Origin of the sequence: Ensifer adhaerens, assembly GCF_002007205.1 — a bacterium.
Lineage (GTDB): Bacteria > Pseudomonadota > Alphaproteobacteria > Rhizobiales > Rhizobiaceae > Ensifer > Ensifer adhaerens_D.
Map to the genome: position 1 here is coordinate 164,948 of NZ_LAZS01000012.1, position 21,178 is coordinate 186,125.

Genomic DNA, 21,178 nt, shown 5'->3' on the forward strand with positions numbered 1-21,178 from the left:
CGCTGGAGGAGAAGGATATGGACAAGCAGGTGTTCGAGGCGCTCAGCGCTGCGACGTTGCCGGAAAAACTCGGTGGCAACGCCGTCCTGAGAGAAAAGATCGGGGCGGACTTTTCGCGCTGGAGCGTCAAGGAAGTTGGCGACGGCAATTTGAACCTGGTCTTCATCGTCACCGGCGACAGGGGCGGGGCAATCGTCAAGCAGGCGTTGCCCTATGTGCGCCTTGTCGGCGAAAGCTGGCCGCTGCCGCTGAAGCGCTCCTATTTCGAATATCATGCCCTGAAGCGCCAGGCAGCGCGCGACCCGGGACTCGTGCCGGAGATCTATTTCTTCGACGAGGCCCAGGCGCTCATCGTCATGGAATTCCTGACGCCGCACGTCATTTTGAGGCGCGCTCTGATCGACGGACGGCAACTGCCGAAGATAGGCCGTGATCTCGGCCTCTTCGTCGCCCGCACGCTCTTTCGCGGCTCCGACCTCTCCATGGCCACGCGCGAGAAGAAGGCGGACCTTGCGCTTTTCGCCGACAATATCGAGCTCTGCGACATCACCGAGAACCTGGTGTTTTCCGACCCCTATTTCGAGGCCGAGCTCAATCGTCACACCACGCCCCAGCTCGACCCTGTTGTCGCCGAGCTTCGCGCCGACCGCGACCTCAAGGTCGAAGCACAGCGGCTGAAACATCTGTTCTCGGCAAAAGCCGAAACGCTCTGCCATGGCGATCTGCATACCGGTTCTGTTATGGTGACCGACGACGAGACCCGCGTCATCGACCCGGAGTTCGCGTTCTACGGACCGATCAGCTTCGACGTCGGCATGCTGCTTGCCAATTTCTGGATGAGCTATTTTTCGCAGAGCGGACACGAAAACGCTCCCAGTGCCCGAGATGGCATGCGCACCTATCTGCTCGATACGGTCGAAGTCATCTGGGAAACCTTCCGCACCGAATTCGCCCATCTCTGGCGCACGGAGCGTAACGGCATTCTCTACCAGGCAAGCCTCTTTGAGGCGCGCAACGATCCCTTCGGCGCCGAACAGGCGCTCGACATCGTCATCGACGAGATCTGGCGCGAGATGCTGGGCTTTGCCGGCGTCGAGATGCATCGCCGCATCCTGGGCCTCGCCCACAATGCCGACTTCGAAACCATCGCCGACGCCGATCGCCGTGCCGCCTGCGAAACCAGGGCGCTGAAGCTCGGGCGTCACCTTGCCGTCAACCGGCATCATATCCACAGCCTCAAGGACATCCGCGCACTCGCGGAGCGCCTTCAGAAGGAGACATCAGCGTGAAAGTCGGAGAACGCCACTACCATACGATCTGGCTCAACGAGGACGGACGCTCCGTCGACATCATCGACCAACGCTGGCTGCCGCATGAGTTCCGCGTCGTGACACTGAAGACGGTCGCGGATGTGGCCGTTGCCATCCGCGACATGTGGGTGCGTGGCGCGCCGCTGATCGGCGTCACGGCCGCCTATGGCGTTGCCATTGCCATGGCCAAGGACCCGTCGAACGCCCATCTCGACGCCGTCTGGGAGGAACTCAACGAAACACGCCCGACCGCCATCAACCTGCGTTGGGCGCTGAATGCCATGCGCGATCACCTGCGCCCCTTGCCGGAAGGCGAGCGCGCCAAGGCGGCCTATCAGCGTGCCGCGGAGATTGCCGCGGAAGACGTCGAACTCAATCGCGCCATCGGCGCAAACGGCCTGAAGGTCATCCGCGAGATTGCCGCGAAGAAGGGCCCTGGCGAGCCTGTGCGCATCCTTACCCATTGCAACGCCGGCTGGCTTGCGACCGTCGACTATGGCACTGCGACTGCACCCATCTACATGGCTGTCGAGGAAGGCATTCCGGTGCATGTCTATGTCGACGAGACGCGCCCGCGCAATCAGGGCGCCTATCTCACCGCCTGGGAAATGAACGGCCACGGCGTGCCGCACACGCTGATCGTCGACAATGCCGGCGGGCACCTGATGCAGCACGGCGATGTCGATATGGTCATCGTCGGCACGGACCGGACGACGGCCAACGGCGATGTCTGCAACAAGATCGGCACCTATCTGAAGGCGCTTGCCGCGCGCGACAACGGTGTGCCCTTCTACGTCGCCCTCCCCTCGCCGACGATCGACTGGACGGTCCGCGACGGGGTCAAGGAAATCCCGATCGAAGAGCGCACGGCCGACGAGGTGAGCTTCGTCCAGGGGCGCACGAGCGACGGCACGATTGCCAGTGTGCGCATTTCGCCGGAAGGCAGCCCCGCCGCCAATCCGGCCTTCGACGTCACGCCCGCGCGCCTCATCACCGGCCTGATCACCGAGCGCGGCATCGCAATGCCGTCGCCGGAGGGCCTCAAGGCGCTTTTCCCAGAACGGAGCTGAGACGATGACACTCACGAACCGGGTTTCAACCGAAGAGATCGCGCTCGGCATCCGCCGGCGCGTGTTCTTCCACACGATGAAGAACAACGGCGGCTATCTGAGCCAGGCCTGCTCGGCGGCCGAGAGCCTCGCGCTGCTCTATAACGAGCTCCTGACGCTGGGCGAGCCGACGTTGCCGAAGGTGCCGCTGCCGTTCCGCGGCGTTCCTTCGGCGCACAATCCCGACGCCTTCACCGGCGCCGGGTATCACGGACCGGTCGGGCCGGCGTTCGACCGCTTCTTCATTTCGCCGGCTCACTATGCGCTCGTCATCTATTCGGCGCTGATCGAGATGGGCCGCATGGACGAACATGCGCTCGATCATTTCAACAAGGACGGCGGCTCGGTCGAGATGATCGGGGCCGAACACAGCCCCGGCATGGAAGTGACGACCGGCTCGCTGGCGCAGGGGCTTTCCATGGCATCGGGCGTTGCCTGGGCCCGGCTGCAGAAAAACGAGCCGGGCAAGGTCTGGGTCTACATGTCGGACGGCGAGTTCCAGGAAGGGCAGACCTGGGAGTGCCTTGCGGCGATGAGCTATCACGGCATCGACAACATCCGCGTCGTCGTCGACGTGAACCGCCAGCAATGCGACGGCGCCATGTCGTCGGTGCTCGATCTCGGCGATCTCGCGGCCCGCGTCAGCGCCTTTGGCGTCACCTGCCGGTCGGTGGATGGCCACGATCTGGACGCGCTGAGAAGCGCGGCCGGCAGCGCCGAACCGGGCAAGCCGCTGGTGATCCTCGCCAACACCTCGCCCTACCAGGGCATGGAGTTCCTCAAGAAACGTTTCCCGCGACTTCACTACGTTCGCTTCAAGAGCGCGGAAGAACGGCTTGAAATGCAGGCCGCACTGGCTGCCGAACTCGGCGTCGACGTCGAAGCAATGAAAGGGGCCTGAACATGGTCGAGATCGTCAACCGTCCCTACGCCAAGGCATTCGAAACCTTCGCCACCGCGCGGCCCGAAGTCCTTTGCCTTTCCGCCGATCTGACCTCGTCCTGCGAGGTCGACGGCTTTCGCGACCGGCATCCGAAGCAGTTCCTCTCGCTCGGCATGGCCGAGCAGAACATGTTGTCCTTCGCCGGTGGGCTGGCAATGCAGGGCTACCGACCGTTCATTCACACCTTCTCGGTCTTCCTCTATCGCCGCCCCTACGACCAGTTGATCAACTCCATCGCCTATTCCAATCGCAAGGTGCGGCTGATGGGTTTCCTGCCGGGTATCACCACGCCCGGCGGCATCACCCATCAGGCGATCGAGGACATTGCCGTTCTGCGCGCCGTGCCGAACATGACGATTCTCGAGACCGGTGATGCGACCGAGGTCGAAACCGTGCTAGAAGTGGCCGACAGCATCGACGGGCCTGTCTATGTGCGCGTGCTTCGCGGCGAGGTTCCGCGTCTCTTTTCGACGCCTTTTGCATTCAACAAGCTGCGGATCCTGTCCGAAGGCGACGACATTCTTGTCGTGTCCTCGGGCGTCTGCACCGAAGAAGCGCTGCGCGCCACCCAACCGCTTCAGGCACGCGGCATCGGCATCACCCATCTGCACGCCTCGACCCTGAAACCCTTCGATCGCGAAGGCCTCTTGAAGGCCGCACGGGGCAAGAAGGGGGTCGTCACGCTGGAAAACCACACCATCGTCGGCGGTCTCGGCTCGCTCGTCGCGGAGATCCTGGCCGAAGAAGGCCTCGGCATCCGCCTGAAGCGGCTGGGCCTCAACGACACCTTCGCCCATGGCGCGTCCAAGCCCTACCTCATGAAGAAGTATGGCCTCGACGCCGGCGCGCTCGTTGGCGCCATCAGCGAATTGGTCGGCAAGCCGCTGGAGATTGGCGAGGACGAATTGACGGAGGTCCGCATCGACCACGTGCATTCGGCGCAGAAGGCGGAGGCGCTCTAGTGGCTCCGCGTTTCACCGTCACCTACTACGTGCGTGCCGCTGACGCCGACGAGGCTAAGGCGCGTGCGCTGGATATCGCTCTGGAGCAGACCGTCGAAATTCCGCGCAGCGCCGTTCCCAAGGGCTACGTCGAGGATGAAATCCTCGGCAAGCTGGAGGCCCTGGAGCGTGACCCGGCCGGTCGGCCGGGTTTTCTCGCCTCGATCTCCTATTCCGACGACGATGTCGGCGGCGACTTTCTGCAGCTCTTGAACGTCATCTTCGGCAACAGCTCCATCAAGCCCGGCCTGAAGGTCGAGGATATCGGTCTTTCGCCGGGTATCCTTGCGCTTTGCACAGGACCCCGCCACGGCATCGCCGGCCTTCGCGCCCGCGCCGGCGTGGGCGAAAGCCCTCTTTTGATGTCGGCGATCAAGCCCGTCGGGCTTTCGACATCCGAACTTGCGAGCCGCGCCCACGATTTCGCGCTTGGCGGCATGCACTTCGTCAAGGACGACCATGGTCTCGTCGATCAGGTGACGTCGCCTTTTAATGAACGCCTAAAGGCCTGCATCGAGGCCGTCGGCGAAGCCAATGCAAAAACGGGCGGCAGGACGAGCTTCGTGCCGAATGTCACCGGGCCGGCAGGCGCTGTCATCGAACGGGCGAAGGAGGCGCAGGCCGCCGGTGCCGGCGCCGTGATGCTGGCTCCAGCATTGACCGGCTACGACGTGGTGCGCACGCTTGCGGCCGACCCGGATTTCACCTTGCCGATCGTTTCGCATCCGGCCTTCTCCGGCGCAAATGTGGTTTCTGCCGATTGCGGCTTCTCGCACCGGTCCTTCTTCGGCACGCTGCATCGCCTGATGGGCGCTGATGCCGTGATCTATCCGAACTTCGGTGGCCGCTTCGGTTTCACGCGAGAAGAATGCTTGTCGATTGCTCGGGCCTGCGCGGCCGACATGAGCGGGCCGAAGGCGATCGTCGCTGCACCCGGTGGCGGCATGACCTTCGAACGGGTTCCCGAGATGCGTGAGGCCTACGGCAATGACGTCATGTATCTGATCGGTGGTGCCCTGCTTCAGCAGCCGAACCTAGTCGATGCATGCCGCCGCCTGGTCGCGGCGGTCTATAGCTGAAGATGTCGCGCGAGGGGTGCGCAGCGGCCTTGTGACATCGACGCGCTTTGGGCGCAGGCGCGTCGCTGTCGTGTCATCTCTTGCCGGCGCCGACCAGGATCTCGCGGGCTCTGCCAGCGGGCGATGGCTCGCTGAGCGAGCAACGGTAGCCCGATTTGAGTAAGCGTGTAATCATCGCTCGTCGACGTAGGCCGTGTTGCTATCTGCTTTCAACGAGAGCGCTGCCATGTTTGACGATGAAATCGATGTCCCATGCCCCGAGTGCGGCCACGAAAACGGTACACCGGCCGCTTTGGTGAAGGCCAACGCCGAACTCCCATGTGAAAGATGCGGAACCGCTATCGCCCTAGAAGAGCAGAAGCACATGCTCATTATCGAGCACGTTACAGGTAACATTACGAAACTGAGGCGCTCCCTCGCCAAGTTCCGGAACTACGGTCACGGTGCACGCCGAGGGACTCGAGGTAAAAAGTAACGGGCTTGGACCCGCGGCCACGAACGCCACTCCCCGCTGCGCATGGCTTTGACTTGCTCCGACGCGCCGTCGTAGCTCGATGCGCTCAAAGCATCCAGCGGCTCGTTGTCGCCAGCTTCGATCCGGCGGCGGCGATGCGGTCGCGGTGGCTCCTCATGAAGCGGTCAGCGTTCGCGTGAGCGGATGTCCGGCGTCGGCAAGGCCGTCGATGACGTTGAAGTGATGCTTGTCCGGTTCGACAACGGCCGCGGTGGTTGCCCCAAGCCCGGTCCAGATATTGGCAAGCAGGGCATTCTGGCGCAGGAATTCCGCGCGCTCGCCGCCACCGACCCAGCACGTGACGCGGGCATTTGGCATCGGCCGAAGCAGCGCCGGGCTCTGTGCCATCGCCTCCGCCTCGTCAATCGCAAGCTTCTCGTTCATCGTGGTCGACATGATCGGGCGCAGGTCATGAACGCCCGAGATCGAAACGACGTTGCGGATTCGCGCCTGCACGTCGGGCGCAAGCGGCGTTGTCGCCGTGATCATGCGACTGACCAGATGGCCGCCGGCCGAATGACCGGTCAGCATCAGTGACCCTTCCACCAGTTTCGATGCCTCGCCGATGGCGGCGGCGACTTCTTCGACGATGCCCCCGATACGGATCTGCGGGCAGAGCGTGTAGGACGGCATGGCAACGGCATAGCCGTGGGCGACGGCGCCGGCGGCGAGATGCGACCAGAAGCTCTTGTCGAGCTGCAACCAAAAGCCGCCATGCACGAAGACGACGAGACCCTTGGGCGTGCCATCGGGGAAGAACAGGTCCATGCGGTTTCTGGGCCGCTCTCCGTAGGCGACATCAAGTTTCGCCAGCCCCGATGCCGAAAGCGCGTTGCGGAATGCCTCCGACGGCCCGACCCATGCCTCCGGCCACCGATCGCCGCGCGCAATGTTCACGCCGTTGGCATAGGCGTCGTTCCAGTCGGAAACACGGTGTTCCAGCATCGATGCAATCCTCTCTCTGATGTCTCCCCGAGCATAGAAATCACCTGCTCCTGTAAGAAACGCAATGCCATCTTCCGAAAAAACTTTAGGCTTGAAATAATTTTGGACTGGTGCGATGCTGCCCCATGTTCAGCTGAGAAGTGGAGGTCTCGCTGTGCCAATCATGATCTCTGGGACCGTCAGCTCGACGGCGCGCCCCATCGGCAGCGATGCGGCGATGGCCGCGATCTGTGTGAACGCCAGGGTTCGTCATCACAGCAAGACTTCTATCCGGCTTTGAAAAATGCCTGGGCAACAGGCAGGAACTGAACAAGGGAACAGCCGCCACATGCTTGGACCGACTTCGCACGTCGATACGTTCGCCCGCGATCATCTGCCGCCTCCGGAAGAATGGCCGGAGTTCCTTCTCGAAGGCTTCGACTATCCCGACCACCTCAACGCAGCCGTCGAGCTGACGGACGCTATGGTGGCCAAGGGTTTCGGCGACCACACCGCGTTGATCGGCAATGGACGCCGCCGGACCTACAAGGAACTCTCTGACTGGACCAACCGGCTCGCCCATGCGCTGGTCGAGAACTATGGCGTCAAACCGGGGCATCGGGTGCTGATCCGCTCGGCCAACAATCCGGCCATGGTCGCCTGCTGGCTTGCTGCTACCAAAGCTGGCGCGGTCGTTATCAATACCATGCCGATGCTGAGATCCGGGGAGCTCGCCAAGATCGTCGACAAGGCCGAAATCAGCCTGGCGCTCTGCGACACCCGTCTGATGGATGAGATGATCGCCTGCGCCAAGGACAGCCGTTACCTGAAGCAGGTGGTGAGCTTTGACGGGACGGCCAACCATGACGCCGAGCTCGACCGGATAGCACTCGACAAATCAGTGGTGTTCGAGGCAGTTCATACCGGTCGCGACGACGTGGCACTGCTCGGCTTCACCTCGGGCACGACGGGCATCCCGAAGGCGACGATGCACTTTCACCGCGATCTCCTTGCGATCGCCGACGGCTATGCCCGTGAAGTGCTCGGCGTCACGCCCGACGACATCTTCGTCGGCTCGCCGCCGCTCGCCTTCACCTTCGGCCTCGGCGGGCTTGCGATCTTCCCCTTGCGCTTCGGCGCGGCGGCAACGCTGCTCGAGCATGCGACGCCGGCCAACATGGTGGAGATCATCGAGAAGTACAAAGCGACGATCTCGTTTACCGCCCCCACCGCCTATCGGGCAATGATGAAGGCGATGGATAACGGCGCCGATCTTTCATCACTGCGCGTCGCGATCTCGGCGGGCGAGACCCTGCCCGGTCCGGTCTTCGAGGAGTGGACGGCCAAGACCGGCAAGCCGATCCTCGACGGCATCGGCGCGACCGAGATGCTGCATATCTTCATTTCCAACCGCTTCGAGGACCGCAAGGCCGCCTCGACCGGCAAGCCGGTCCGTGGTTACGAAGCCCGGATCGTCGATAACGACATGCAGGAAGTGCCGCGCGGCACGATCGGCAAGCTTGCGGTGCGCGGCCCGACCGGCTGCCGCTATATGTCGGACGCCCGCCAGCGCGACTACGTCCGCGACGGCTGGAACCTGACCGGCGACGCCTTCTATGAGGACAAGGACGGCTTCTTCCATTTCGCCGCCCGCTCGGACGACATGATCATTACCGCCGGGTACAACATCGCCGGCCCCGAGGTCGAAGCGGCCCTTATCTCCCATCCGGAAGTCGCCGAATGCGCCGTCGTCGGCGCGCCCGATGCGGAACGCGGCCAGATTGTCGAAGCCTATGTCGTTCTGGTATCCGGCGTGTCGGCGGACGACGCAACGATCAAGCGGCTGCAGGATCATGTGAAGGCGACGATCGCACCTTACAAGTATCCGCGATCGGTAAAGTTCCTGGACAGCCTGCCGAAGACAGCCACGGGCAAGATCCAGCGGTTCCGATTGCGGTCGGAGACCTGAAAACATGAGCAAATCATACGACCCTTCGAAAGAAGGCGCCCAAATGTCGTTCAAGGGACGCATGTCCTACAGCGACTACCTGATGCTGGAAAAGGTGTTGGACGCGCAGGAGCCGCTTTCCAAAGCCCATGACGAGATGCTGTTTATCATCCAGCATCAGACGTCGGAGCTCTGGATGAAGCTCGCGCTGCACGAGATCAACGCCGCGGTGCGTTCGATCCGCGACGACCGGCTGGAGCCCGCCTTCAAGATGCTGACCCGCGTGGCCCGCATCTTCGAGCAGCTGAACAGCGCCTGGGACGTGCTGCGCACGATGACCCCCAGCGAATACACCACGTTCCGCGAATCGCTCGGCCAATCCTCCGGCTTCCAGTCGTGGCAATACCGGGCGATCGAGTTCCTGGCCGGCAACCGTAACGTCGCGATGCTCGGGCCGCATGCGCATCGCGCCGACATCATGGAAAAGCTGGAAGCAATCCTCGCGGCGCCGTCGCTCTACGACGAAGCGATCCGGCTTCTTTCGCGCAACGGCTTCGATGTCGGCGAGGAGGCCGAGCGGACCGACTGGCGCGAAACACGCGTCGAAAGCGACAAGGTCTTTGCCGCCTGGCAGACCGTCTACCGTGACCCCGAGCGCTACTGGATGCTTTACGAACTCGCCGAGAAGCTGGTCGATTTCGAGGATTACTTCCGCCGCTGGCGCTTCAACCATGTCACGACCGTCGAGCGCATCATCGGCATGAAACGCGGAACCGGGGGCACATCCGGCGCGTCCTATCTGAAAAAGATGCTCGAAGTGGAACTTTTCCCCGAGCTCTGGCACGTGCGCACGGGTCTCTGATAGAACACAACCCAAAAGGGAACCAACAAAGAGGAGAACAGCATGAACCGCATTCTGGCCGCGAGCCTTCTTGGCCTTTCGCTTGCGACGTCGAGCCTTGCCCATGCCGAGCCGGTGAAGATCGGCGTCATCACCACGCTTTCGGGCGGCGGCGCCGGCCTCGGCATCGATATGCGCGACGCCTTCACGCTGGCGATCAAGCAGTCGGGCAACAAGGACGTGGAACTGGTGATCGAGGACGATGCCCAGAAGCCGGAACTTGCGGTGCAGATCGCCGAGAAGATGATCCAGGGCGACAAGGTCGACCTGATGACGGGCATCATCTGGTCGAACCTTGCGATGGCCGTCGTGCCGAACACGGTGGCGCAGGACGTGATCTATCTGTCGCCGAACGCCGGTCCCTCGGCACTTGCCGGTGCGAACTGCAATGCGAACTATTTCAACGTCGCCTACCAGAACGACAATTTCCATGAGGCGATGGGCCAATACGCCAACAAGGATTATAAGAACGCCTTCATCCTGGCGCCCAACTATCCGGCCGGCAAGGACGCGCTGACCGGCTTCAAGCGCTATTACAAGGGCGCGCTTGCCGGCGAGATCTACACGCAGGTCGGGCAGACGGACTACGCTGCCGAAATCGCCCAGATCCGCGCCTCGGGTGCCGACACCGTCTACTTCTTCCTGCCCGGCGGCATGGGCATCGCCTTCATGAAGCAATATGCCCAGTCGGGCGTGAACATCCCGGTCATGGGCCCGGGCTTCTCCTTTAGCCAGGACGTCCTGCCGGCGATCGGCGACGCGGCGCTTGGCGTCAAGAATTCCGCGACCTGGTCGAAGGACCTCGACAACGAGGCCAACAAGAAGTTCGTCGAAGCCTTCAAAGCCGAGTACAAGCGCCTGCCCTCGATCTACGCGGCGCAGAGCTGGGATACGGCAAACCTGATCCTCGCCGCCCTTTCCAAGGCCAGCGTCAAGGACAAGGACGCCTTCCGCGCAGCACTCAAGGCGGCTGATTTCCAGTCGGTGCGTGGCAAGTTCGTCTTCAACAACAATAACCACCCGATCCAGAACATCTACGTTCGCGAGGTGGTGAAGGAAGCCGACGGCGTGCTCACCAACAAGATTATCGCCACCGCCTTCGAAGACCACAAGGACGCCTACGCCGAGAAGTGCAGCATGTAGTGCCCTGCACCTGTCGTTGCCCGGGTGCGCGGCCTTGATGCCGCCATCCGGTCGATGATCCATGTCCTCCTGACATCAAGCTTGGACCGGTCTCTTGTTCACCGCACTTCTGATCGAACAACTGCTCAACGGGCTCCAGCTCGGTGTGATGCTGTTTCTGATGGCCGCCGGCCTGACCCTGATTTTCGGGGTCATGGGCCTCATCAACCTGGCGCACGGCTCACTGTATATGATCGGCGCGTTTGCCTGCGCCACGGTCGCAGCCGCCACCGGCTCCTTCTGGATCGGCCTCATAGCCAGCCTTGCAGCTGCAGCTGGTGTCGGCGCGATCATCGAGGTCGCCGTCATCCGCAGGCTCTACGACCGCGATCATCTCGATCAGGTCCTTGCGACCTTCGCCCTGATCCTGATCCTGTCGGAAGGCGCCCGCTGGCTCTTCGGCTCCTTCCCGCTCTATCTCGACATTCCCCCCTTGCTCCAGGGTGCCGTACCCCTGCCGGGCGGCGGCCAGTACCAGCTCTACCGCCTGGCGATCATCGGCGTCGGCATCGCCGTGGCCGTCGGCCTCTATCTCTTGATCTCCCGTACCCGTCTCGGCATGCGCATCCGCGCCGGCGAGTCTGACCGCGAGATGATCGGCGCACTCGGCGTCGATATCGGCACGCTCTATACGGTGGTCTTTGCGCTCGGTGCGGCCCTTGCGGGCCTAGCCGGTGCGCTCGTCGGCGCGCTGCAATCGGTGCAGGTCGGCATGGGCGAACCGGTCCTCATCCTCGCCTTCGTCGTCATCGTCATCGGCGGTATCGGCTCGATCAAGGGCGCGCTCGTCGGCGCTGTTATCGTCGGTGTCGTCGACACGATGGGTCGCTTCCTGCTTCCCTCCCTGCTTGCCCTCACCATGCCCGCATCGCAGGCGACCACGATCGGCGCAGCACTTGCTTCGATGCTGATCTACGTCGTCATGGCGCTCATCCTCGCCTTCAGGCCGAGCGGCCTGTTCTCGGCACAGTCGTGAGGCCATCGATGACCCGCGAAACGACAATCAACCTGCTGCTTGCCCTTCTGCTTCTTGGCGCGCCGATCCTTGCCGCAAGTTTGGGCGAACCGTTCTATGTGACGCTCGCGACGCGTATCGCCGTCCTTGCGCTTGCCGCCGTCGGCCTCAACCTGGCGCTCGGGCTTGGTGGACTGCTCTCCTTCGGGCATGCGGCCTTCTTCGGCCTCGGCGGCTATGTCGCGGGCATTATGGCAACGCACGCTTTCAATGCGGAGCCGCTGTTTGCCAACATCGAGGCAACGACCTCGATGCCGCTCATCTGGATCACCGCCATCGCGGTCGCGGGTCTCGTCGCAATGCCGATCGGTGCGATCAGCCTGCGCACCTCAGGCGTCTACTTCATCATGATCACGCTCGCCTTCGCGCAGATGATCTACTACTTCGCGATCTCCTGGCCGGCCTATGGCGGCGAGGACGGCCTGTCGATGTCGATGCGCAACGCCTTTCCCGGCGTCAACACCGCCAAGCCCCTGCCCTACTTCCTGATCTGCTACGCGGCACTGATGGCGGCGCTGCTTCTCTTTCGCGTGGTCGAGGGTTCACGCTTCGGCAGCGCGCTTCAGGCGGCGAGACAGAACGGGACCCGCGTTGCCGCCGTCGGCATCGCGCCCTTCAACATCCGGCTCGTCGCCTTCGCCCTCTCGGCGATGATCACCGGGTTTGCCGGCGCGCTCTATGCCGACCTCAACCGCTTCGTCGGCCCGTCGATGCTCTCCTGGCACATGTCGGGCGAACTGATCGTGCTGATCATCCTCGGCGGCAAGGGGCGGCTCTTCGGTCCGGTCGCCGGCGCGATGATCTTCGTCTTCTTCGAATACGTGCTCGGCGGCATCACCGAGCGCTGGCAATTCTTGCTCGGCCTCATCCTGCTCGGCATCGTGCTGTTTGCCCGCGGCGGTCTGCTGGGGCTCCTCTCCGGAAAGCCGCGCCATGTCTGAGCCCGTTCTCGAAATCCGCGATCTCCGCAAATCCTTCGGCGCCCTCAAGGCGACCGACGGGGTCAGTCTCGATCTTCGACCCGGACAGATCCATGCTCTGATCGGCCCGAACGGCGCCGGAAAGAGCACGTTGATCCACCAGATCGCCGGTTCGCTCAAGGCCGACAGTGGCACGATCCGTTTTCTCGGCCAGGATATCGGCGGCCTCGACATGGCCGCCCGCGCAAGGCTCGGCCTTGCCCGTAGCTTCCAGATCTCGTCGCTCGCGCAGGAGTTTTCGGCCCTCCGCAACGTCATGCTGGCAGTGCAGGCACGCCAGGGCAACAGCTTCCGTTTCTTCCGCCAGGTGACCAGCGACAACGAGCTGACCGAGCCGGCGATGGCGATGCTGGAGCGCGTTGACCTCGCCGCGCGCGCCCATGTGCCGGCGGCCGAACTCTCGCATGGCGAGCGCCGGCAACTCGAAATCGCCATCGCGCTGGCGCTCTCACCAAAGGCCTTCCTCTTCGACGAGCCAATGGCGGGCATGGGACCGGAGGGGTCGAAGCGGCTGACATCGTTCCTCGACGGCCTGCGCCACGAAGCGCCAATGCTCCTGGTCGAGCACGACATGGATGCGGTCTTTGCTTTGGCGGACCGGATATCTGTGCTCGTCTACGGCCGCATCATCGCGTCAGGCACGGTCGATGAAATCCGCAGCGATCCGGACGTTCGCCGCGCCTATCTGGGAGAAGCCGCATGAGCCTCCTCGAGATCAAGGGCCTTGAAACCTTCTACGGCGCCTCGCAGGCACTCTTCGGAGTCGACCTCGACGTGCGCGAGGGCGAGGTGGTCGCGCTCATGGGCCGCAACGGCATGGGCAAGACGACGACGATCAACTCGATCCTCGGCCTCGTGCGTCCGCGCTCGGGCGCTATCAGTTTCTCCGGCAAGGCGATTTCCGGTTTGCGACCACACCGGATCGCTCGGCTCGGCCTTGGCCTCGTGCCCGAGGGGCGGCGCTGTTTTCCCAATCTCACGGTCATGGAAAATCTCGTCGCCACGGCCCGCGGCAGCGCATGGACGTTCGAGAAAGTGACCGCGCTCTTTCCTCGCCTCGGCGAGCGGCGCGATCAATATGCCAACACGCTATCGGGCGGCGAGCAGCAGATGCTTGCGATCGGCCGGGCGTTGATGACCAATCCCAGCCTGCTCATTCTCGACGAGGCAACGGAAGGGCTGGCGCCGGTCATTCGCCAGGATATCTGGTCGGCGATCCGCACTCTGAAGGCGGCAGGGCAGTCGATCCTCGTCGTCGACAAGACGCTTTCGGAACTGTTGCCCGTGGCCGACCGCTGCTTCGTGTTGGAAAAGGGCGCGACCGTGTTCGAGGGAGCGCCGCTTGCGCTGACGCCAGAACTCCAGGATCGCTATCTCGGCGTCTGAGCGCGCCGGTCAGGCTGCCGGAATGCCGCCGCCGAGAACCACGGAATAGGCAGCCGCGTCGATGTTGCCGCCCGAGACGACGCAGACGATGTTACCCTTGAGATCCGGTCGCGCGATTGCGGCGGCAAGCGAGGCAGCACCCGCGCCCTCGGCAACGATCTTCGCCTTCTTGAAGAGAAGCCGCATCGCTTCGGTCACCTGCCCCGGGCTGACCGCAATCGCCCCATCGATCAGGTCTCCAACCACCGGCCAGATCTGAGGCACCAGCGATGGCGCGCCGATGCTCTTGATAAAGGAGGGGCGGGTTTCGATCGTCACGATTTGGCCAGCGGCCAAGGCCGCCGAAACAGGGGCGGCGCTGTCATCTTCAACCGCAAAGACACGGCAGCGGGCGGAAGCGGCCTTGATAGCGCTGGCCACCCCGGTGGTCATGCTGCCGCCGCCAAAGGGGGTGAGCACGACGTCGACATCGGGCAGATCCTCGATGATCTCCATACCGATGGAGCCGTTGCCGGCCAGCACCGCCTGATCGGTCACCGGATTGATCAGCAGTTCCGGCGCATCCGGAAGATCGACGCCGGTGATGTAGTCCCACCAGGTCTCGGCACTGACGAACCGTACTTCTCCGCCGAGCGCACGCACACCGTCGATCTTGGTCTGGGGTGCGCCGCGATACATGTAGGCAACCATCGGCGCACCGATGAGGCGTGCCGCCCGGGCCATGCCATAGGCCATATTGCCGGAACTGGTGACTGCGACGCCGCTTTCGAATTCGGCCGGATCGCGCGACAACACGGCGTTCAAGGCGGGACGGAGCTTGAACGCGCCAATTGGCGATAGCGTCTCCAGTTTTAGGAAGATCTGACGGTCCGGAAACCCAAGATCGAGCCTGACCAGCGGCGTGCGCGCGAAATGCGGCGCGATGCGTTGACGAGCATCGGCGATTTCGTCCGGGGTCGGGCGGTGTGGCGCGATCATTGCTTAAATCCCCCGTTAGCCGTCCTCTCGCCTCCAGGCACAGTGGCTCTGAACGAATCCGCTGCGGGGCGGCAACCTCGGTATGTGTCTGAACAAGAGGCAGCGGGCGAAATACCGCCCGCTGCTCTTGGTGCCATCAATCAGGTCACGGCCGCACGGACCGCGAAGCGCGCATCCTGCCATGCGCCGGTGCTGAGGATGTCTTCCAGGATTTCGACCGCCTGCCAGACGTCGTCATAGCCCACATAGAGCGGCGTGAAGCCGAAGCGCATCGTTGTCGGCGCGCGGAAATCACCGATAACGCCACGGGCAATCAGCGCCTGCATGATTTCGTAAGCGTGCGGGTGGTTGAACGACACCTGGCTTCCGCGCTTGGTTCCGTCGCGCGGGCTTTCGAGCGCCAGACCGTGGGCACCGCATTTCGCCTCAACGAGCGCGATGAAGAGATCCGTGAGCTGGATGCTCTTTTCGCGCAGCGCTTTCATGTCGACCTCGTCCCAGACGTCGAGCGCGCCCTTTAGCGCCCGCAGCGACAGGATCGGCTGCGTGCCGCAGAGGAAACGGCGGATGCCCTCGCCGGCGGCGTACTGCTTTTCGAAGGCGAAGGGACGGGCGTGGCCCCACCAGCCGGTGAGCGGCTGGCGGATATCGCCGTGATGGCGGGTGGCGGCGTAGATGAAGGCGGGAGCTCCGGGGCCACCGTTCAGGTACTTGTAGGTGCAGCCAACGGCGAAATCGACATTGGCGCCATCGAGATCGACAGGTAGCGCGCCGGCCGTGTGGCAGAGGTCCCAGATAACAAGCGCACCATGTTCGTGCGCCTTGCGCGTCAACGCCGCCATGTCGCGCAGTTCGCCGGACTTGTAGTTGACGTGGTTGACGAGAACGACGGCGACGCTGCCATCGATCAGATCCTCGATCTCGGGCGCATCGACCCCTTCAAGGCGCAGCGAGGCACCGGGGCGCGTCGAGACCACGCCTTCGGCCATATAGAGATCGGTCGGGAAACTGCCGCCTTCGCTGACGATCACCGACCGATCGGGCCGCAAGGCCATGGCCGCATGCAGGGCTTTGTAGATATTGATCGACGTGGTGTCGCAGACGACGGTCTGGCCGGCGGCCGCCCCGATCAGCCGCCCGACCCGGTCGCCGAGGGTCAGCGGCATCTCGAACCAGCCGGCGGTATTCCAGCTGCGGATGAGGTCCTGGCCCCATTCCTCGGTCGCAGCCTTGCGAAGCTCGTCGAAGGCAGCGTTCGAGGCGACGCCAAGCGAGTTGCCGTCGAGATAGATGAGGCCTGGCGGCAGGATGAATCGCTCGCGCATTAGGCCGAGCACGTCGGCCGCATCCATGGCCTTTATCGCTGCGAGATCAGGAACTGCATTCATGAAAGGGGTCCTTGTCTATTCGCGAACGGTTTCGCGGGCGGGCGCCGGCCCGCGGCTTCGCTTGAGGCTTGGAAGAGCCAGCATGGCGAGAACGAAGAGGCCGGTCGCCAGTTTCAGGTCCGGCGGCGGCATGCCGGCGGCCAGGCAGAAGGAAACGAGCTGGTAGTAGACGATTGCGCCGACGAAGGGGGCGGCGAGCTGGCGCGCCACGCTCTGCTTGCCGACGATCGCTTCGCCTATCATCAGCGCCGCAAGGCCATTGATCAGGATGCCGAGCCCCATATTGACGTCGGCAAAACCCTGTGACTGCACCATCAGCGCGCCGCCTGCCGCCGAGAACGCCCCGGCAAGCCCGACGCCGCCGATGGTCGCCAGCCACACATTGATCCCTTGCGCTTCAGCCATGTCGGGATTGGCGCCGACGGCGCGAACGGCCGTACCCTTCTCCGTGCGGAAGAAGTGGTAGAGCAGGAAGAAGACGATGAGCGCGATCAGCCCGGCAACGACGATCTTGCTTGCCGGGAAGCCCGGCTGCAGCCCCGGCGCCCAGTCGAACACCGTCGGCGCACCGAAGACCGAGAGGTTCGAGCGACCCATGATCCTGAGGTTGATCGAATAGAGCATCGTCATCATCAGGATGCCGGCCAGCAGCGTGTGGATGCGGAACCTCAGATGAATGAAGGCCGTGCAGCAGCCGGCAAGGAATCCGGCAACAAGAGCGATGGCGATCGCTGCGAGCGGCGACATGCCGGCCGCCATCAGCACGCCGCAGACGCAGCCGCCGAGCGGAAACGCGCCCTCACTGGTCAGATCCGGGAAGCTCAACATGCGGAACGGGATCATGATCCCCAGCACGACGAAGGCGAGAATCAGGCTCTGCGCGAGCGTGACGGGAACGAGCGAGACGAAGCTCGCGAAGGTATTTTGAAGAATATCCATGATCGTCAGCTCGCCAGGAACATGCGGTCGGTTTTGACGGAGAAGTGGCCGATCAGATCCGGCACGGTCGTCTGCGCCTTCTCCTTGCCGTCGATTTCGAGACGGACGCGCCCGGCATCGAGCATGATGACCTTGTGGCCGAAATCCACGGCGTGCTGCATGTTGTGCGTCACCATCAGCGTCGTCAGCTTCAGCGCTTCGACCGCGCGGATCGTCGCCTGCATGACGATATCGGCCGTGCGCGGATCAAGCGCTGCGGTATGCTCGTCCAGCAGCAGCAGCTCCGGCTCGCCGCCGACCGCCATGATCAGGGACAACGATTGCCGTTGTCCGCCGGAAAGCAGCTCCACCCGCGTGTCGAGGCGGTTTTCGAGACCGAGCCCGAGCAGCGACAAGCGCTCCCTGTAAGTGGCAAGCCGCCTGGAGTTCAGCCCGCGACGCAAGGTCCGCTTGTTGCTGCGCAATTCGGCAAGCAGCATGTTTTCGGCCACCGTCATGCTGGCCGCGGTGCCGCGCATCGGGTCCTGGAACACGCGAGCAAGCCGCATGGCGCGCTTGTGGACGGGCGTTGCGGTCACGTCGTCACCGTTGATGACGATCTGGCCGCTATCGAGGACGAGCGCACCGGAGATGGCGTTGAGCATGCTGCTCTTGCCGGCGCCGTTGGAGCCGATGACGACACCGAATTCGCCCGTGGCGAGGCTGAGATTGAGGCCGTCGAGCGCGACCTTTTCGTCCGCCTGCCCCTTGTAGAAGACTTTGCGGGCCGATCTGATTTCCAGCATTGGCTCCCCCTTAACTTATGAAATGACGGCGCTCGGGGCGCCGTCACTGAAGAGACAAGACGGAGATCAATCGACCACGCAGTTGCATTCGGTCGCAAGCGCTGCCGGCACTTCGATGCCGAAGGCAGCGGCAGCCTTCTTCGAGATCAGCGGCGCGTGATCCTCATAAGCCGGGCGCGACGGCGCGATCGTCTTCGGGTCCGCGCCCTTGAGGATCTGAGCAGCGATCTTGCCGGCATTGACGCCGACCTGCTCATAGTTGACCGCAAAGCTTGCCGGTACGACGCCGTCACGCACTGCACCGTCGTCGGAGTTGACGATCGGGATCTGTGCCTGGCGCGCGGCTGCCGACACAGCACCGATCGCCGGCTGCAGCAGGTTCGATGCGGGCGTATAGATCACGTCGGCCTTGCCGGCGAAGGAGGCGATGCGCTGCTGGATGTCGTTGACATTGTCGACACCGACCTCCACGACCTCGAAGCCTGCGTCAGGCGCTGCTTCCTTGATCTTGTCGAGCAGGGCCTGGTCGTTCGCCTCACCCGGATTATAGGGCACGCCAAAGCGCTTCGCGTTCGGCAGCAGCTTGTGCGTGAAGGCCATGACGGCGGCCACGTCCTGAAGGTCGGTCGCACCGGTCATGCCGTCGTCACCGGCCTCCCAGGACGGAACGAGCTTGGCGGCCACCGGATCGGTAACGGCGGAGAAGACGACCGGGATGCCGGAACCGGCAAGCGCCTTCTTAGCGATCTGCGAAACGGGCGTGGTGATCGTATAGACCAGCTTCGGCTGCTCGGCCTGAAGCTTGGCGATCATCTGCGGCACCAGCGAGGCGTCGAAGTTGGTGTGGCTCTCGGTGAAGACCACATCCTTGCCTTCGACGAAGCCGTTTTCGGCCAGCGCCTTCTTGAATCCGGCGATCGACGCGCTCAACTGCGGATGTTCACCGAAATTGGCGATGCCGATGCGGATCGGATCGGCGGCAGCAGTTCCCAGTCCCCATGCCATTGCGCCGGCAACGACCAATCCCGAAAGCCAAGTGCTCTTGCTCATACATCCCTCCCAGAATTTCACGAGCGTTACCGCCCTCCTCGGCGGCCTGCGGGAATGATGGCGAGGGTCGCAGTTCTTGTCAAACAAATATATATATTTTCATCTCCCGCGAGTAACTATATATATTTGTGTCGATCCGATGCGGGCGTTAAGGGAACTTGATGCAGGACAACGAGCAGTCGACCAAAACAGAATCGGCCTACAGGCTGTTGCGGCGCGATATCCTCGCAACGCGCCTGAAGCCCGCTGCGCCGATGAAGCTGAGCGCGCTGCGCGAAAGCTATGGCATTGGCTGGACGCCGCTGCGCGAAGCGTTGTCGCGGCTGGAAGCAGAGGGTCTCGTCACGGCAATCAGCAACCGCGGCTTTGCCGTCGCCCCTGTTTCACGCGAGGAACTGGACGACCTCACCCGTGCGCGCCTTGCCGTGGAAATGCCGCTTCTGATCGAATCGATCGAAAACGGCGACAGCGCGTGGGAATCTGCCGTCGTTACGGCGCACTATCGGCTGTCGCGCTGCAAGGTCTCCGTCGAGCACTTCTCCGAAAACGAAGTCGACGAATGGGATGAAAAGCACGCAGCTTTTCATGCGGCGCTGATCAGCGCCGCTCGATCCAATTGGCTCTTGCGGTTCCAGGCAACGATCTCCGACCAGCTCCGCCGCCACCATCGTTTTCTGAGCCTGGCCCCGACGATGCGGGCCGCCGCAGGCATGAGTGAGGGGTATGAGGAAGCCGTCGCCGCTTTGGAAGACGCCATGGCAATCGAGCATCATACCGAACTGATGGAGGCGGCACTCGATCGCGACATCGACCGCGCGAAGGCGCTGATGGCCGACCACATCGGGTTTACTGTCAACGTCTATGTTCAATCCGAGGACGGCGGGCGCGCCTTCCCTTCCACACGCCAGACGACGCCCGGGCTTGCGTCCAAATGACGACCCATGCCAGCCTGTCCAAGAGCCGCAAAGGCCTTTAAAAGCAAAAGCAGGAAAGAGCCTGCTGATTTGCGGCACAGGACTAGAGGCGGACGTTTGCAATTATGGGTGAAGACAAGTTCGACACCTCGCCGGAATGGGTCGATGGCGAGACCAAGGCGCTCGAGGCTCCGGGCGATCACCGTGCAGAGCTCAGGCTATGGCTGCGTCTCTTGACCTGTTCGACACTTGTCGAAAGCGAAATCCGTCGGCGGTTGCGGGAAGAATTCGATTCGACCTTGCCGCGTTTCGACCTGATGGCCCAGCTCGAGCGTGCGCCTGACGGCATGGTGCTTGGCGAAGTCTCCAAGCGCATGATGGTCTCCCCCGGCAACATCACTGTGCTGGTGGAACGCCTGACCGAGAGCGGCCATCTCAACCGTACGACGCTTCCGACTGACCGGCGCGTGCAGATTATTGCGCTCACCCCGTTCGGCCGCGCCGAATTCGAGAAGATGGCGGCAAGACATGCCGATTGGATCTCCGACCTGTTCGCCGGCCTTTCGGCGAAGGAGGGCGGCGTGCTGATGGACGAACTGGCCAAGCTCAAGCGTTCCGTCATCGCTTCCCTGGCGCGCAACGCCTGAGGCCTCAGGCAGCACTTTCCGGCTTTCCGATGAGGATGCCCACGCCCGCGATGTCGGGCACGTCCCTTCGTGGGCGCTTTCGGGCAACGCCCTCGCCAAAACAATTTTAAGCTTGAAATTTCTCGGAATCGAGTCCACCCTGCGTTCAGCAGTCCAGGATGGCGGCCAACGGCATCAGGGCGGCG

Annotated in this window: 20 protein-coding genes; 14 read left to right on the forward strand and 6 right to left on the reverse strand. The window is 63.1% G+C overall.

Annotated features, from left to right (window positions below):
• Positions 1–17 precede the first annotated feature (17 nt).
• From mtnK to XB14_RS25680, 5 genes are read left to right on the forward strand one after another with little or no spacing between them, the layout of a single operon-like run.
• A complete protein-coding gene (gene mtnK, locus XB14_RS25660) occupies positions 18–1,289 on the forward strand; it encodes an S-methyl-5-thioribose kinase (protein WP_077965779.1) in 1,272 nt (423 codons plus the stop codon).
• Complete coding sequence (gene mtnA / locus XB14_RS25665; RefSeq protein ID WP_077965780.1) at positions 1,286–2,380, forward strand: S-methyl-5-thioribose-1-phosphate isomerase; 1,095 nt, start codon at positions 1,286–1,288, stop codon at positions 2,378–2,380. Before mtnK ends, mtnA begins: the two co-directional genes overlap by 4 nt.
• Positions 2,381–2,384: 4 nt before the next feature.
• Positions 2,385–3,320, forward strand: a complete 936-nt coding sequence (locus XB14_RS25670; protein ID WP_077965781.1) for a transketolase — start codon at positions 2,385–2,387, stop codon at positions 3,318–3,320.
• 2 nt (positions 3,321–3,322) lie between these two features.
• The gene (locus XB14_RS25675; RefSeq protein ID WP_077965793.1) at positions 3,323–4,324 is read left to right on the forward strand and encodes a transketolase family protein; all 1,002 of its coding nucleotides are present in this window, start codon (positions 3,323–3,325) and stop codon (positions 4,322–4,324) included.
• Positions 4,324–5,442, forward strand: coding sequence for a RuBisCO large subunit C-terminal-like domain-containing protein (locus tag XB14_RS25680; protein WP_077965795.1), 1,119 nt, complete (start codon positions 4,324–4,326; stop codon positions 5,440–5,442). The genes XB14_RS25675 and XB14_RS25680 overlap by 1 nt, the downstream gene beginning before the upstream one ends.
• A 628-nt stretch (positions 5,443–6,070) precedes the next feature.
• On the opposite strand, the gene XB14_RS25690 is transcribed toward XB14_RS25680, so the two are convergent.
• Positions 6,071–6,901 (reverse strand): alpha/beta hydrolase, encoded by an 831-nt coding sequence (locus XB14_RS25690; protein ID WP_077965799.1) that lies wholly within the window; start codon positions 6,899–6,901, stop codon positions 6,071–6,073.
• 328 nt (positions 6,902–7,229) lie between these two features.
• Here XB14_RS25690 and XB14_RS25695 point away from each other — a divergent pair, with 328 nt between their 5' ends.
• The 7 genes from XB14_RS25695 (at position 7,230) to XB14_RS25725 (ending at position 14,292) form a co-directional block, all read left to right on the forward strand.
• Positions 7,230–8,849, forward strand: a complete 1,620-nt coding sequence (locus tag XB14_RS25695; protein ID WP_077965801.1) for a benzoate-CoA ligase family protein — start codon at positions 7,230–7,232, stop codon at positions 8,847–8,849.
• A gap of 4 nt (positions 8,850–8,853) precedes the next feature.
• Positions 8,854–9,690, forward strand: coding sequence for a tryptophan 2,3-dioxygenase (gene kynA / locus XB14_RS25700; protein ID WP_077965803.1), 837 nt, complete (start codon positions 8,854–8,856; stop codon positions 9,688–9,690).
• Between the two features lie 42 nt (positions 9,691–9,732).
• On the forward strand, positions 9,733–10,872 hold the full coding sequence (locus tag XB14_RS25705) for an ABC transporter substrate-binding protein (RefSeq protein WP_077965805.1): 1,140 nt from the start codon (positions 9,733–9,735) through the stop codon (positions 10,870–10,872).
• Between the two features lie 94 nt (positions 10,873–10,966).
• Positions 10,967–11,887, forward strand: coding sequence for a branched-chain amino acid ABC transporter permease (locus XB14_RS25710; protein ID WP_077965807.1), 921 nt, complete (start codon positions 10,967–10,969; stop codon positions 11,885–11,887).
• An 8-nt stretch (positions 11,888–11,895) separates the two neighbouring features.
• Positions 11,896–12,867, forward strand: coding sequence for a branched-chain amino acid ABC transporter permease (locus XB14_RS25715; protein WP_077965809.1), 972 nt, complete (start codon positions 11,896–11,898; stop codon positions 12,865–12,867).
• Positions 12,860–13,609 carry an ABC transporter ATP-binding protein gene (locus tag XB14_RS25720; RefSeq protein WP_077965811.1) on the forward strand — a complete coding sequence of 250 codons (750 nt, stop codon included), beginning with the start codon at positions 12,860–12,862 and terminating at the stop codon, positions 13,607–13,609. The genes XB14_RS25715 and XB14_RS25720 overlap by 8 nt, the downstream gene beginning before the upstream one ends.
• On the forward strand, positions 13,606–14,292 hold the full coding sequence (locus tag XB14_RS25725; protein ID WP_077965812.1) for an ABC transporter ATP-binding protein: 687 nt from the start codon (positions 13,606–13,608) through the stop codon (positions 14,290–14,292). Before XB14_RS25720 ends, XB14_RS25725 begins: the two co-directional genes overlap by 4 nt.
• A 9-nt stretch (positions 14,293–14,301) precedes the next feature.
• Here the strand turns inward: XB14_RS25725 and XB14_RS25730 are convergent, their stop codons facing one another.
• From XB14_RS25730 to XB14_RS25750, 5 genes are all read right to left on the reverse strand, one after another.
• Positions 14,302–15,270: a threonine ammonia-lyase gene (locus tag XB14_RS25730; protein ID WP_077965813.1), complete on the reverse strand. Its 969-nt coding sequence runs from the start codon at positions 15,268–15,270 to the stop codon at positions 14,302–14,304.
• A gap of 140 nt (positions 15,271–15,410) precedes the next feature.
• Positions 15,411–16,658 carry a kynureninase gene (gene kynU / locus XB14_RS25735; protein ID WP_077965814.1) on the reverse strand — a complete coding sequence of 416 codons (1,248 nt, stop codon included), beginning with the start codon at positions 16,656–16,658 and terminating at the stop codon, positions 15,411–15,413.
• 15 nt (positions 16,659–16,673) lie between these two features.
• Positions 16,674–17,597, reverse strand: coding sequence for an ABC transporter permease (locus XB14_RS25740; RefSeq protein ID WP_077965815.1), 924 nt, complete (start codon positions 17,595–17,597; stop codon positions 16,674–16,676).
• A gap of 5 nt (positions 17,598–17,602) precedes the next feature.
• Positions 17,603–18,382 (reverse strand): ABC transporter ATP-binding protein, encoded by a 780-nt coding sequence (locus XB14_RS25745; RefSeq protein WP_077965816.1) that lies wholly within the window; start codon positions 18,380–18,382, stop codon positions 17,603–17,605.
• Between the two features lie 66 nt (positions 18,383–18,448).
• Positions 18,449–19,432, reverse strand: a complete 984-nt coding sequence (locus XB14_RS25750; protein WP_077965817.1) for an ABC transporter substrate-binding protein — start codon at positions 19,430–19,432, stop codon at positions 18,449–18,451.
• 161 nt (positions 19,433–19,593) lie between these two features.
• Between XB14_RS25750 and XB14_RS25755 the strand changes: the two genes are divergently transcribed.
• Together XB14_RS25755 and XB14_RS25760 are read left to right on the forward strand one after the other, a co-directional pair.
• Entirely contained in the window at positions 19,594–20,367 is a 774-nt protein-coding gene (locus tag XB14_RS25755; RefSeq protein WP_077965818.1) for a GntR family transcriptional regulator, read from the forward strand.
• 104 nt (positions 20,368–20,471) lie between these two features.
• Positions 20,472–20,993 carry a MarR family winged helix-turn-helix transcriptional regulator gene (locus XB14_RS25760; protein ID WP_077965819.1) on the forward strand — a complete coding sequence of 174 codons (522 nt, stop codon included), beginning with the start codon at positions 20,472–20,474 and terminating at the stop codon, positions 20,991–20,993.
• Positions 20,994–21,178 lie beyond the last annotated feature (185 nt).